This window comes from Xanthomonas sp. NCPPB 3442 (assembly GCF_056725145.1).
Genome location: NZ_JBWZJT010000002.1, coordinates 40,241 through 54,064 on the forward strand (window position 1 = coordinate 40,241; position 13,824 = coordinate 54,064).

The window sequence follows — 13,824 nt, forward strand, 5'->3', positions numbered from 1 at the left end:
TTAAGTCAGTGGAACAGCTGTCAACGCATCGCGGAGAGCGAGGAGCCAACTTCGGGGGTGATCAGGATCACGATGGCCGTTCGCTGACGCTGGCCCCTCGCGCTTCCGCCCAGCATCCAGGCGTAGGGCGAGCCCATGCCACGACGGTTGGACGAGTGGTTGTCCTGCTCGAATCCGTGCAGGATCAAGGTTTCGCCAGCATGCAGACGCACCTCGCTGTTGAAGTTGCGGGTGTCGATATCCGGCATTTCGATCTTCGTGCCGCCCGCCTCCTCACTGCGGAGCTCGTTGAGCGCGGAGATGTTGATCGAGTACTGCAGAATCATCTCGTCGTTCTGCATGAGCAGCCTTGGTACGACGGTCATGTTGAAACCCACCGTCACGAATCCTGGCGTCAGGCCGCCCAGGGTTCCGGACCCTTCGATCTGCGAGATCTGGGCGCTTTGGATATAGCCGATCTGCCTGGCGATCTGAATGGGTGCCGGCCGAAGGTTCAGCGTTTTCAACGACGGCGATGTGATTGTGTTGACAGTACCCAGCGTCGATAGCGCCGAGACGATGACGTTGGTCCCCGCGAACTTGCCGGTATTGATCACAGATGCGCCCAGCGTGCCGGCGCTAGAGGCAGGCTGGAACGGCGTTTTGAACTCGAACTGGCGAGACAATGACTTGTAGACGGCGTCCCAATTGACGCCGACCTCGTTCCCGTCGTTCAGCGTCAGCGAGAGGACCTTGGCGTGCAGTGTGACCTGCTTCGTCAAGGTCGAGTTCTCCTTATCGAGCATGCTCTCGATACGGTCCAGGACGTCCGGCGTGTCCGTCACGGTCACCGCGCCAGTGCTATAGGAAAGCGCCACGCGACCGACGCCGGGCGTCAACAAGACTTTGATGGAGCTCTCGACGTCGGTGTACAGCGAGGACTTCATGGAAGTGACCGTGGTCTGTGAGCTGCCCACGGTGCCGCTGACACCGCCACCACTGCCGGCGCCGCCGCCGCCGCTGGCACCACCGACGCCGCTCCCGCCGGAACCCAGCTGTGAGCTCATGCCATTGTGGGTGGTCGATTGGATGTCCACCTGATTCGGGAACGCGTCCAGCTGGAACGTGCGGCTATCGAGATGGAAGATTGAGACGCTGTTGTTGCGCTCGTTGTAGCGCCATGAAAGCCCGTAGCGCGCGGCGACCAAATCCAACAGGCCAGCCAGCGGTCCCTTCCATTCGATATTGCTCAGCAGCGCACCGGTTGCACGGCCTGACGAGCCCATCCCGATAGTCGTGCCGCCCACGGCCGGCAGGGCTGGTAAGTTCGGGAGCGGCATCCCGCCAACCGGCACCGGCGCACCAGCTGACATGCCCGCTCCCGGCGCTGTGCCGCCCTCGGCGCCGCTGAAGGCGGTCAGAGCGTCCGGCGTTACGCGCACCGCCATCCTGCATGCTTCGGAGACCGCCTGCGCGAACTCGAGCAAGCCGATGGGCTCCAGCGTCTTGAACCCCGGGTCGCAGTTGAGCGCGGCCGGCAGCTTCGGAGCGGTCACCGGCATGGGCACCGGCTCAACCCACTGCGAGGTCGAGATGGTCACCGTGTCGCGCTGCGCCTGGGCTGGCGCTTTGCGCATCTCGTTGAGGAACTTGTTCGCTTCACCATCCACATCGCGGAACGCCTTATCAGCATTTCGGATCGTGTGAGAGCAGGCGGTCAGCAATACCAGCGCTGTCGCAAGGGTCAACGTGTGCTTCATTGTGCTGCTTCCTTCTCCGAGTACCGGATCAGCTTCTGGTTGACGAAGATCCCGACAGCGAGGGGACGTTGTGCCGATTCGTAAAGCAGTGTCAGCTTGCTGACCGCGTCAACGAGCGATCCGTCGAAGGTCAGCGGCGCGACAATGCGATAGTCCAGGTCCTGCATCGGCCAGTAGACCGTCCACGCCTGTGTTTTTGCCCACTGCTCCACGGTCTCGCGCACGGTGGATCCGGCCTTGGCTGTCCAGACCTGTTTGACCTGGTACGGGGCCGCCGTCGGCGCGGTGGCGCTGCGTGGGACCGTAGCGGCCACTGCGGTGCCAGCGCGGGTGGCGTTGTAATCGCGCTTTCCTACGTACAGGTGACGTTTGTTCCAATCGACCTCGACGGAGAGGTCCTGTTCGTTGGCGAGGATGTCGAGCACATCGGTCCACGGCCGCCCGCCTCGCCAGTTGACCAGCTTGTTGGGATCGAACGATCCAGCAATCTCGGACTTGCCGAAGCCCCGCCAACCCTCCGGTGCGATCTGCTTCAGTGCATCGGCCAAGCGGACATCGCGACCCATGCCTGCTCGCCGCTCGATGACTGCGGGAGGGGTACCGACATAGGACACGGCGACCAGGCCGAACCCCGCCGAACTGGGGCGCAGGGCGTCGGCGATCGACGGAGGATCTTTCCCGTCGATCGCCACATACCCGCTACGCGGGGCCTGCGCAGGTGCTGACGTCGTCGCGGAGTCAGCTGGCTTGGGCGCCGGCTCGGGCTGGGACACCCGGAAGCCGGCCAGCGCCGGGGTGGAAACCGCCAGAGCCAGGCAGGCGAACAGGAACGAGGAACCTTTTTTCATGGGGCTTCCGACGTAGGGTTGAGGCTCGAAACGATGCTGTTGCCACCGCCCAGCAGCTGCTTGAAGTCCAGGCCATCCGCACCCGATCGAGTCGGCGAGTGCCCGTGTTGTTGCGCCGTATCATTATTGGATGCCGGCGACGATTGTGCAACATTCGTTTGTTTATCTTTCTGGGTTATTTCCGGCATCTTGGGCGCAGGACTCCTGGCCGCGACCGCGTTTCGCGCTGGCGGCGCAGCGATCGCCTCGGGCGCCGGCATCGATGCCGGCGCAGGGGTGCCTGGTGCCGCATAGAACGGGCCGTAGAGCTGGGTATAGCCGGCGACCAGAATGCGCCGCAGCCATTCACTCTCGGCGCCACGGCGGGCGCGGCCACGGCGGGTTCGCGAGTTCTCGCGGACCTGGTTGAAGCGGTCGAAGATGGCGGTCATCTCCGCGTCGTCCTCGTAGACGCGGATTCGCATCAGCTTCCCGGACGTCGCGTCGTCGCTCATGCCGTGGCGTTCCCGCGCAGGGTCTTCAACATGCCCCTGGCATTGGCGAACTCCGGATCCTCGGGCACCACCAGATGGCGATACTCCTCCTTCAGGCCGCTGGCAAGGAGCGCGGCGCCGCCCCCGACAAGCAGGACGGCCTGCATGTCAGCCGCATCCCCTACCCTGCGCTGCAGCTCGCGACGCACCTGTTGCAGAACGAGGTCCACTGCCTGGGCACGCTCAGCAGTAATGTCATGCCACTCACCACGCAACTGCACCTTCCCCGACCGCAAGAAGGTCTCCAGGCGCGCCGGCCGAACGCCCGAAACACCGAAGCGCGCCATGATCAGGCTGCGCAGGTGGTCAAGGACGTGCGTCACACCAACATTGATCGTGCCCGACGCGGCGTGGTCGACGGTCGAGCCACGGATGATGGTCGCCGTGTCAGTTGTACGCCCGCCCACATCCACCACCACGACAGGCGCCGTCGGGTCCATTCCTTCGCGCCAGCGGTTCCCGTCGTCGAGTGCATAGTCGATGTACGCCATCAGCCCTTGCGCGCCCACGAACTGGCCGACGATCCGCGGCGACTGGCGGCCGTCCATGGATTCGACCGGGACAGCCAGGTTCTCCATCTTCCGCTTGAGCAGTTCGCCGTTGGATTCCGTAGTTCCGGCCCGGAAATAGAGGCCGAACGGGAGCCCCGAGGCAAGGACCACGTCCTTGCCGCTCAGACCGTTCGCGTACAGCGCATGGTGAACCAGGACTCGGTTGATGTCGGACAGCGCGTAGTCGTCGAAGCGGGTGTCTTCGCCGTCGATGTCGGGGTCGACCGTGAAGTCGCGCCCATTCGTGCGGTATGCCCCTGCGCCGGCGTCGCCGCCTGCCGCGCCTAATGCGCCGCCGAGCGTGAAGCCGGGGCGAGCAACGCTCAGTTGGGAATAGCGTCGGTCAGCGGTGACAAGCTTGATCTGACGGAAGCCGTCATCGACGGCAACGAGAATTGGGGCGGATTCAGACATTAGATTGGCCATTGGACGTAGATGGGTCGGGCTCGGTGAGCGGGTGGAACTAGTGGCGGCGATAGAGGCGGCGTTGGGGACGATGCCACCAGGCAACACCCGCCCGTACCGGACCCGCAAGCCTGCAGCGCAACCGCCGCACGAGGACCACGAGCGTGTATTTGTAGTAGGACAGCACCGAGAAGAAGACGAACAGCGCAAATGCGGTGCCCAGCTTGGCCAACGACGGGCTGTAGATCAGAATCACGAACGGAATGCACGCGCGTGCATCGAAGATGAGGAACTTCGCCATCAGTGACGTGTTACGCCAGTCGGCAGGTCCGGACATCAGGCGTTCTCCTGCGCAATGAGGCTTTCCTGCACTCGCGCGGTCTGCTCTGCCAGCTCGAATCGCAGGACCACCTCTTCCTTGACGCGGCCTTCGGCGAACAGCCTGCGGGCATGCATCAGCTTGGTCTGCCCGCGCTCACGGGTAAGTTGCTGCGCGACGGACGGAACGCCCGCTGGATCACGCATCGCAGCGCCCAGAAGCGCACGCCGCTCGCTTTCACCGAAAGAGAGGTACTCGCGGAGCGCTACGCGCCTCCCATCGGTGGACTGCACGAGCTCTTGGCAGACGATCAGGCGCAGTGAGTCGATGAGGCCGCCAAGCATCCCCTGCTGTTCGTTCTTCGGAAGGCTCTGCATGGTGCGCGTGAAGGTCGCCCCCACAGAGGTGCTATGCGCAGTCCCGTACACGAGGTGCCCCGTCTGCGAGGCCAGGATAGCCGCGCCGATGGTCTCGCCGTCGCGCATTTCGCCAACAACGATGATATCCGGGTCGCGCCGCAGCGAGTTGCGGATCGCTGCGGCAAAATTTGGCAGGTGGTCGGGAATCGACGTTGACTCGATCTCCGTGGTTGGCTTCTCGACCTTGTCGTACACGAACTCGACGGGCGACTCATACGTGATGATGTGGCAGTGCGAGTCCGGGTTCTCCGCGATATCGCGGATCATGCCCGCAAGGAACGTCGATTTGCCCGAGCCGGTCGGTCCGCACACCATCACGATTCCGTCGTCCGGATAGAGCGACCCGTAGAGCTCGGGCCCCAGATCCTCTTTGTTGAGCGCAGGAGGAATCTCCGGCAACTCGCGCAGGATGATCGAGATCCCGAAAGCGCCGTCGATTTCTGCGCCCGTGGCGTTCCAGCGGAACCGCAGCGAGTCGGTCCGGTTGAGCCTGAAGGTGTACGCGTTGTCCAGGTCCATACCGCGCTTCAGTTGCACTTCGGCATTGGGGCCGCCATACAGATAGCCCGCGATGGATCCCACTTCGGTCGCGTAGAGGGTTCGGCGAGTCAGCCGGTGCAGCCGCCCATGGATTCGCGCGGTGACCCGAGCGTTGGTCTTTATGTAGACGTCCGATGCGCCCACCTCTTTCGCGTGGATCAGAAGCTGCTGCACTCCAACCTCATCGAACACCGTGGGTTCCGAGCGCAGGAGCATTTCTTCCGCCGAGTGCTCTGTCGCCATGGCGCTCATGGATTCACCCGAACCGTGGGCTGGATGGGTGTAGCCGGCACCGCAATGGGCTTCCATTGCGTGGACGGCTGCATCTTGGGCAGCGCAGTAATGCGCAGCATGCGCTCGTTGATGTTCACCTGATCCCCGTCCCCGGTGATGCCGTAGTTGGCCTCAGCGACGTAGGGCTTGCTCACTACTCCCTGCTGGAGCAGCCGCCGGTAGAGCAGCATGCCCTGGTAGTCTCGCTTGAGGCGATTCAGTGATTCGGTCAGGATCTGGTCCGCCTGTTCTTCGCCTGCTTTCCAGCCTGTGGTCACGGCCTGCTTCCACACCGTGCGCTCATCACCGCTTTTGGGCGCAAGGTACGGCTCCGGTGGCGCATAGGTGAAAGTCGCCTCCGTAACGAGATAGGTTCGCCAGCTGGGCGCCACCGTCACGAACTGCGCTTGCTTTGCGATCGCGTAGACCTTGTCCGTAATGCGCAGGATGTCATTGCCCTCGGACTGGACGACTTGGCTTGCCTCCGTCAGGACGGGCGGCAGGACATTCCGGTCCATCAGCAAAGAGTTGAAGTCGAATGTCCGGTCCAACTGTGGCGCCTGCTTGCTCAGCAGCTGCTGGATCTCGTAGGAGCGCCGCGCCAGCCCGGCACGTACGCCATAGGCCAGTCCGTCTTCCCGAATCGCCGTGGCACGCAACTCGCCGGCCGAATCAATGACCCTGACCTCGGCGCCGTTACGCTCGTACGCCGACAGGGCCTGGTCCAGGCTCGGCGGGGTATCAGAGGCCGCCATTGCTGTACTCGATCGCGACGATGCCTTTGCGGCCGGCGGCGGCCGGCTCGATGGCGATGTCGGCGCGGGTGCCCGCCTGGATACCGAGGTTCCGCAGATGGTCGGCGATCGTCGCGGGCTCGGGCCCGATCTGGACCACGATCCCGACTGCCGGCTGGCGACCGAGCAGCTTGAACTCGTAGCCGCCTTCAGCAGCCAACCGCATCACCGCAGGCTCCAGCGGGCCGTTCCAGGGCATCGTCACCATGCGCTCCAGCCCGGGAATCTGAACCCGAAGGCGCGGAGTACCGGGCGCGGTGCGCATCTTGTCGTATTGCTCCGCCTCGGACAGATCGCGGAGCGACTGCTGGATTGCCGACGCGGCCGCGGTGAGATTCTGCTGCGCCGGATCGGGCGCCGGAGAACCTGCTGATCTGGTGGTTGCACATCCGGCCGAAAGGACGGCACAGGCGGCGAGGAAAACGGCGTAGTAGCGACGCATCTGATTACGTTGCCTTTCGTTAGGTGATACAGGGCCGGGATTACCAAACATTTGTGGCGCAGGTTATCCCGCCGTATCCCTTCAGGCAACCCCCATCACCTCACTTCACCTCCCGACGACCCAAGTCCTGCCCTGTACTCGCGTCACGTATATGCGAACGAAAGTGACTGCCCGCTGGTACGGGAGACACGTATATGTGCCCTCCGGAGTGCGCCGGCCGATCAGCCGAGGTCGACGTGACACGTATGCGTGCCCCCCAGGCGCTGGGCATTCAGGACGGCGGAGAAAAGAGGCCACACGCCGGCGGGCTGGGTCCTGAGCGCCGAGACGCCTACGCGCCCCTCCAAGGGAGCCCGGCCAAATCACCCCGTCTCTGGGACCGCCTGATCGTCGACGGCCGGGGATACGGTTTCGTTTCCCAAACGCCCTACTCCGCCGCCCCGAACGCCTCCTCTCGCAGCCGCGTGCCTGCGATTTCGTTGTCGAAAGACGCGACATCGGTGGCGATTGTTTTGGCGCAGCCAAGAGCGTTACCGCGCGGGGTGTTTGCTGCGTGGTAACGTAGGGAGCGAGTAGGATCGCCTGCCACCGAATTGAGCCATGACAACAAGCACCAGGACCGAGGAAACAGAAGCGGATTACCGCCGTCGAGTGGAAGTAATGCGAAAGCGGGTGGCCAGGATTCGTGGTCAGAACCCCGCCGATTTGCTCCCGATGGACCTGGTCGACGACCTGCTGGGACGAAGCTATGGCAGCGAACAGGCGGCTGTTGTCGCCAAGGCTGCGGAAGTGAGCCATCGAAAGGCGTTGCGCGCCGGCAGAAAGGGGCGCCGCGGCCAGATGGAAATGTCTGCTGCCGAACGCCCTCCCTCCGGTGTCATCTCCAAGGCCACGTTCCGTCAATACAAGGCGGCGCTTCGCGCCGTGTTCCATGCGGATCTTGAGACGGCGCCCACCCGTTACGACACCGAGTTGCTTCGCGCCGCGATCGAGCGCCTGGATTCGACGCCGCAAACCGGTTTCGCTCGCAGAGGCAAGGCCGGCTCCGCCTTGAAAGCGAAGTCGTTCAAGGCCTCAGAGCTCGCCGCCGTCCTGCAGGAGGTCGACAAGGCTATATCCGGCGGCCGGCATACCTGGGCCGTCGGCCTCAAGTCCTTCTTGGAAGCGAATTGCCTGGTCGGTCTGCGCCCCTGCGAATGGGAAGAGGCGTCAATTCGGACCTTCGAGGACGGTGCTGCGGTTATGGTCGTCCGCAATGCCAAGACCACGAACGATCGAGGGAACGGCACCCATCGCACCCTGATTCTGTCGGATCTGACGACGCAAGAGCTCGCCGCGCTGCACGAGATGGTGGAGCTCGTGGACCGCGTTCAGGGCGGACAGATCCTCGATGCGAACGGCAAAGCCGTGAGCTTCGATCAATTCCTGAAGCATTTGCGCGACTACCTACGTCGAGTGACCCGGCAAATATTCCCTCCGACCGGCAATCGCCGTCATTGGCCAACCCTGTACTCCCTGCGCCACCAGGTTTGCGCGGACGCGAAAGAAGCGTCGAGGGGTTCGGCAGAGTCGCTGAAGTTTGTGGCCGCATTGATGGGCCACAAGACGGACGCGACAGCCACCCTGCACTACGGCAAACGACGCGCGGGCCAGAATGGTCTCCGGGTGCGCCCGGCGGGAGAGAACATTGCGACGGTCCAGCGAAGGGACCCGCTTTCCAAGTTCAGTCCTGCGCGGGCCGCGCCGCGCAGACCAGGGCGCCTGCCTTAGCGCGAGTTGCACCGTGCAACTCCGGCGTTCACGAGTTGCACGGTGCAACTCGCTATTGGGCCGTCTACTCGACGCCCGTATGTGTGCCACTGCGCTCACGAGCGTTGGGCTTGCGTCGCCGCCAATTCGACACGAATACGCGCCCCCTATACGCGCCCCACATTTGGGGAGGTTTGAATCGCTGCGGCCCATTGGCACTTAATTGCCGCCCATATACGTGCGCCAGACCATCCCATTCCCCATACACGGGGTGGTTACGTGCTTGGAGAGTGGCGCGCCACGCACGCGCCACGGCGGAATTATTGCCACGTGGCAATATCTCTCCGCTTCGATGTCTCGCCTAGAGCCACGCGTGGACGCCAGATCTGGCCGCGACCGCTCTGCCTACCTCACGATGCGCAATTGGCTCGCCAGCAGGCGCGAGACCTCCGTGTCATCCCTGCCAGGCAGCCGGAGTTGACCGCGCCGTCGTGTCGGGGTCGCGGAAAATTGTCACGTGGCAATATTGCAGGCGCCAACTCAGCGTGCGACACTGCTAATTATTGCCACGTGACAATACTATGGCCAGGAAGATCCGCGCTGCCCAGCTGACAGAGCATCGACCCACCCGAACGGCATATCCCGCCGGCACACCGCGGCTCTTGGCCGCTGAGGGAGGCGCGCGATACCGGCTTCTTGCCGGTCCCGCCCCGCACCCCGACGAAGGTCCCTGCGAGGGCTGGCTGCTTACGGACGTGGATGCGGTGGCCGCGGCCGAGACTCTGGGCAGCGTCATTCCCACCGATTTATCCACGTTGGACAAGATGAGGCTTGCCATCGCCCTTTCTGGGGAGGTCAAAGCCACGGCGCTGTGCCGCCTCCTGGGCGAGTCGAACCACCCCGAGGTATGGCGCTGGACTGCGCTTCGACACACCGCGCCCGAACTCCGCCAGGCCGTGCTAACCGGAAGACTGTCGCGTGGGCACGTCCGCCCCCTGCTAAGCATGTCGCAGGACAAGCAGACTGACTGGACGAAGCGCGCCGTCCGCGGGCGCTGGTCGGTTCGGATGCTGGCCGCCATGGTTGCCAGAGAAGGTGCGGGGAAGGCGCCCGAGCCTCCGCCTCCTGCCGACACCCTCCGCCTTCAAGAGCAGCTGGGCCTCCGGCTTGGCGCACCGGTCCGACTCGACTGGCCCGACCAGGCGTCGGCCAGGGCGCTGGTTATCGGCTACTCGGATATGGAAACGCTGAAGGGGGTGTTCCAGGAACTGGCACGCGGGCCCGAGAGCTCTATCAATTCTGGCCGCGCACTGCGCTACCTTCGCATCGAAGTCGCGGATGCGGACGAGCTGGAGTCATTGACCGGCCATCTTCTGGCTGAATGAAGTCTCCCCATACATGGGGTGATTACCCGTAGGGACAATTCTTACACCCTGTCGGGAGCGCCGCGACAACCAACCCTCAAGAGTTGCACCGTGCAACTGAGCCATACACTTCCGGATAGGGGGCCTCATAGGCCGAAGCTGACGAACCAGGCCAGCGGGTAAGTCACCGACCTCGCCAGCCGCAGGGTGGTCGTGAGCACCGGCATCAACCGGCGGGTTGCACGCTGCAACTCGCCTGACTGGACGCCTGACTGGCCATTGCGGCGTGCGCACCCCTGCATGCGCCGCACGGTTTCGGCGTGCGCACTGAGGTCCCTCCGCCGCCGCAGCTTCCGGACGAGTTGCACCGTGCAACTCGATGAGCTGCACCGTGAGGTCGCTGTGCCCGGCCAAGCGCTCGTGGCGAGTTGCACCGTGCAACTCACAGCTCACACGAGTGCGTCGCACGCTGCTCGGCACCGCGTGCGCCGCAAGGCCTCTCCACGCCTCTGGTGCGGCCTCTGGTTGCACGGTGCAACTCGATGGGCTCCAGCTGAAGCTTGGGCGACGGATCGCCAGGCGCCCGCCAGAAGTTGCACCGCGCAACTGCAACGCACACCAGTGGGGCACCGGACTGGGCCAGGCGGCGCCCCCGATGCAGGGTGCAAGGTGGGCTGCCGCGCGGCGCGAGAACCCGCGAATGCACAGTGAGCGTCGCGGGCGCCCCTGGCTGCTTCAGTTGCACGGTGCAACTCAATGATGCTCGCGACACACCGCGTGGTGGCTCGCTAGGCACTGAATACCAAGATGCATCATGCAACTCGCCAGCTACCGCCTCTCTCGGCTACCCGCTGCACGCCGGTGGACGGCCGCTGGCTGTGCAATGCGAACCCGAGCGCCCTCTCCTGCCATACGTGCACGAGTTGCACCGTGCAACTCACAGACCTCCTGGCGGCGAGTACCTCAAATGAAAGGGCCCGCTTTCGCGGGCCCTTGCTGTCGCGTGGCAAGTTGTTAGTTACTCAAAGGGTAGCTACGAAATCAGCGAGCCGCTCAAGCTTGTCTCGATCGAGCTCCACGTGCAGCCGAAGTTCCGAGAACTTGGACCCTGCAGCACCCTCGACCGGTACTGCCGCGAAGATGCGGCGGCCGCCTGCCTTGAACTCAACGGGGGTGAGCGGCTCGGACTGTGGAGCTACCCGCTTCAATAGCTCCGCGGGGCTCAACTTCTTATCGAGGCCTCTCACGCGTTCCAGTGCAGTCTCGTCAGCGGCGATTGCTTGAAGCAGCTTGGTGGCAAACAGGCCGGTGACCTTGCGCGGGTCCTTTAGCGCGACGAAGACTTCTTCCGGCAAGTCATTGATCGCCATGATCCTGCCGATGGTCGACTTGTGAACACCTTCGGCTTCAGCGATCGCCACCATGTTCTCAAACAGGCCGGCCTTGAGCCACGTCCGATACTTCCTTGCCTGCTCGTACTGGCTCAACCCCTCTCGCCTGGCGTTCTCGCTCGACATCAGCAGAACGGCTTCGCGGTCGCTGACCTCACGGATGATGGCTTCCACCGGGATCCCGAGCTCCGACGTCACGCGGTGGCGGCGGTGGCCCCAAACGACCTCGAAATCAAAGCCAGCTTCGACGCTTTCCGGTCGCGCCGGACGAACAAGGATCGGCTGCTCGTTCCGCCCCTTCCTGCGGATGTCCTCCTTCAATTCCTCATACGCTTCATCGCGGAAACCCAGCTCGTCGCGATCGCGATATTGGGTATGGGTAACCTTCGCCGGATCCAGTCTCTGAACAGCGCCGGATGCAACAAGCGCATCAAGCTGCTGCTGCAGCTCGGTCACTCGCTCGCGCGCCAAGCGCAACTCATCCCGAGCGAGCTCCCCGACCATACCGAGTGCCGGCACTGAACTGTCCGGGCGGGCGGCACCCGACCGCCCCAGGGACGGGACCGGCGGGAGATCGTCCAACGCACCGAGGAGCGCCGCGCCGCGTGCCTTCTGCTTGCTCATGCTGCCTCCACCACGCCGGCACCTGCCGCCGCGTCGTGTGCCGAAAGCCTCGCCCGAGTCAGCAGAATTCTGGCCTCGATGGACTGGCACAGTTGATTGACAATATTCATGGCCTTACTCAGCTGCCGGCTATCCGCATCCGCGCGGGCCACATCGTAGATCGTGCGCATCACCTTCGCCGCACGAGCCACCGCGGTCAGATACGGAAACTTCTCAGCGAGCACCAGGTCGCCATAGGCCTTGCGGATAATCGCCTCCATCTCAGCTGACGCATTGTTGTTCTCGCCCAGCGTTACCAGGACCTGCACCCAGTCGTACTCTTTTGGCCTACCAACCACTTCATCCACCTCCTGCTGGAATCCTCCGAACATGCGAATGAACTGGGCGGACGAGGCAAAGTCGGGCATGGATGGGCGCATGGGCACCAACAGTGCATCACAGGCCTGCGTCGCCACGGTTGTCAGGTAGGACATCGACGGCGGGCAATCGATCAGAATCACGTCGTAGTCTGCCTCGATCGTCGCGATACCCTCTTCCAGAACCTTCATGTAGAACCAGGAGAGATCGCCGGCCTGGCGCTTGTCGCGCTGTCTCGAAGGCAATACGAGGTCAGCCGCCGCGAGCCCGACATTCGATGGAATGACATCCAAGGTTGGGATCTCCGTCTTACGGATGCAGTACGACAGAGAGGACTCCTTGCCCTCGAAATAGGGAAGGAGCGTGTCATCCACGTCCAGCTCAATGTCGGGGTGAATGCCCAAGAGCGTCGACAGCGTGGCCTGCGGGTCCATGTCAATCACCAAGACGCGATACCCGTGCAAGCTGAGGTATGCGCCGGTGTGCGCTGTCGTCGTCGACTTGGCGACTCCGCCTTTGAAATTCATAATGCCCAGCGTCACGCAGGGCTCGCCCGGCCCGCGGCGGCGGCTCAGCTTCCCCTTCTTGCGGATCTCGGGAAGCTCAGTGACTGCATTCCTCAAAGCGACAGCCTCTGCCAGCGTGTAACGGTATCCCGTTCGACCGGCGGGCTTGCCAGAATCATCGCCACCGGCACCTTCGCTGGCAGCCATTGCCGCGGCCACCCTGTTCACCGTCGAGTGGCTGACACCGATCGAGTCGGCGATCTCTCTCAAACTCAGCCGACGGCTTTCCCCCTGCTCCGGGTTCAATTTGCTCGGATGCGAGAAATCCTTTGCCCGCATGACCATCTGGCCGATGCGGTCGCCCAGCTGCACCAAGTAGTCGGCGCCGATGGCAGGAATTGCGGGGGTAGGGGACTGCTCTGCGGACGTGCTCATACTCTCTCCATGGCTGTTCAGGTCTTGTTGCGCGTGTTCCATTTTTACCGTATTGTGCCGGTTAAATGGAACACGTCAACAGAAATTTTTTGCTCTCGACCAACGCGTCCCCACAAACGGGGCGCGACGGTGCCTTTCGCCCGGCCTGGAAGCACGAGTCGATCGCGATGGGATCATCGAAGGGCGATAACCATGGGGCGGGGGAGATCACCCCCAATATGGGGAGCCCCATAGAAGGGGAGAGATCCCAATCAGTGGGGTCGGAGCTCCCCGGCCATGGGGAATCCAGGAATCCGCGGCTACCCCATGACCGGGGAGGGATCGCCCCATATCCGGGGCGAACGCGCCTCACGCAGGGGGAGATTACTCCCCACAAGCGGGGTGATTTGGCCCGCAAGCCACTGCGAAATCAAAGACTTACGCGCCGTCAGAAGCTCCCCTGTATGTATTGTTTGTCAATCAAAAGCACATACAACAAAGCGGGCACGTCAAAAGCGAAAGCACAGCGCCGAGCGACTCAGCGCTCAACCGGACG

12 protein-coding genes are annotated in these 13,824 nt (G+C 63.4%); 2 read left to right on the plus strand and 10 right to left on the minus strand.

Translation table 11 applies throughout. The features are described from left to right. Nucleotides 1-20: 20 nt before the first annotated feature. Genes pilN through AC1POX_RS21850 form a run of 8 tightly spaced genes read right to left on the minus strand, consistent with a single transcriptional unit; the run spans nucleotide 21 to nucleotide 6,863 of the window. A complete protein-coding gene (pilN, locus tag AC1POX_RS21815; RefSeq protein WP_481108701.1) occupies nucleotides 21-1,739 on the minus strand; it encodes a PilN family type IVB pilus formation outer membrane protein in 1,719 nt (572 codons plus the stop codon). Further along, the gene (locus AC1POX_RS21820) at nucleotides 1,736-2,587 is read right to left on the minus strand and encodes a TcpQ domain-containing protein (protein ID WP_481108702.1); all 852 of its coding nucleotides are present in this window, start codon (nucleotides 2,585-2,587) and stop codon (nucleotides 1,736-1,738) included. The genes pilN and AC1POX_RS21820 overlap by 4 nt, the downstream gene beginning before the upstream one ends. Further along, a complete protein-coding gene (locus AC1POX_RS21825; RefSeq protein ID WP_481108703.1) occupies nucleotides 2,584-3,081 on the minus strand; it encodes a hypothetical protein in 498 nt (165 codons plus the stop codon). Before AC1POX_RS21825 ends, AC1POX_RS21820 begins: the two co-directional genes overlap by 4 nt. Continuing rightward, nucleotides 3,078-4,085: a plasmid segregation protein ParM domain-containing protein gene (gene parM / locus AC1POX_RS21830; protein WP_481108704.1), complete on the minus strand. Its 1,008-nt coding sequence runs from the start codon at nucleotides 4,083-4,085 to the stop codon at nucleotides 3,078-3,080. The genes AC1POX_RS21825 and parM overlap by 4 nt, the downstream gene beginning before the upstream one ends. A 49-nt stretch (nucleotides 4,086-4,134) precedes the next feature. Next, entirely contained in the window at nucleotides 4,135-4,413 is a 279-nt protein-coding gene (icmT, locus tag AC1POX_RS21835) for an IcmT/TraK family protein (RefSeq protein WP_481108705.1), read from the minus strand. Further along, nucleotides 4,413-5,606, minus strand: a complete 1,194-nt coding sequence (locus AC1POX_RS21840; protein WP_481108706.1) for a type IV pilus twitching motility protein PilT — start codon at nucleotides 5,604-5,606, stop codon at nucleotides 4,413-4,415. Before AC1POX_RS21840 ends, icmT begins: the two co-directional genes overlap by 1 nt. After that, nucleotides 5,603-6,382: a type IV secretory system conjugative DNA transfer family protein gene (locus AC1POX_RS21845; protein WP_089113738.1), complete on the minus strand. Its 780-nt coding sequence runs from the start codon at nucleotides 6,380-6,382 to the stop codon at nucleotides 5,603-5,605. Before AC1POX_RS21845 ends, AC1POX_RS21840 begins: the two co-directional genes overlap by 4 nt. Then, entirely contained in the window at nucleotides 6,369-6,863 is a 495-nt protein-coding gene (locus AC1POX_RS21850; RefSeq protein ID WP_481108707.1) for a DotD/TraH family lipoprotein, read from the minus strand. Before AC1POX_RS21850 ends, AC1POX_RS21845 begins: the two co-directional genes overlap by 14 nt. Nucleotides 6,864-7,463: 600 nt before the next feature. Between AC1POX_RS21850 and AC1POX_RS21855 the strand changes: the two genes are divergently transcribed. Next, nucleotides 7,464-8,633, plus strand: coding sequence for a site-specific integrase (locus tag AC1POX_RS21855; RefSeq protein WP_481108708.1), 1,170 nt, complete (start codon nucleotides 7,464-7,466; stop codon nucleotides 8,631-8,633). A gap of 734 nt (nucleotides 8,634-9,367) precedes the next feature. Beyond that, on the plus strand, nucleotides 9,368-9,997 hold the full coding sequence (locus tag AC1POX_RS21860; RefSeq protein WP_481108709.1) for a chromosome partitioning protein: 630 nt from the start codon (nucleotides 9,368-9,370) through the stop codon (nucleotides 9,995-9,997). A gap of 1,001 nt (nucleotides 9,998-10,998) precedes the next feature. On the opposite strand, the gene AC1POX_RS21865 is transcribed toward AC1POX_RS21860, so the two are convergent. Beyond that, nucleotides 10,999-11,991 (minus strand): ParB/RepB/Spo0J family partition protein, encoded by a 993-nt coding sequence (locus AC1POX_RS21865; protein WP_481108710.1) that lies wholly within the window; start codon nucleotides 11,989-11,991, stop codon nucleotides 10,999-11,001. After that, the gene (locus tag AC1POX_RS21870) at nucleotides 11,988-13,289 is read right to left on the minus strand and encodes an AAA family ATPase (protein ID WP_481108711.1); all 1,302 of its coding nucleotides are present in this window, start codon (nucleotides 13,287-13,289) and stop codon (nucleotides 11,988-11,990) included. Before AC1POX_RS21870 ends, AC1POX_RS21865 begins: the two co-directional genes overlap by 4 nt. Between the last annotated feature and the right edge of the window lie 535 nt (nucleotides 13,290-13,824).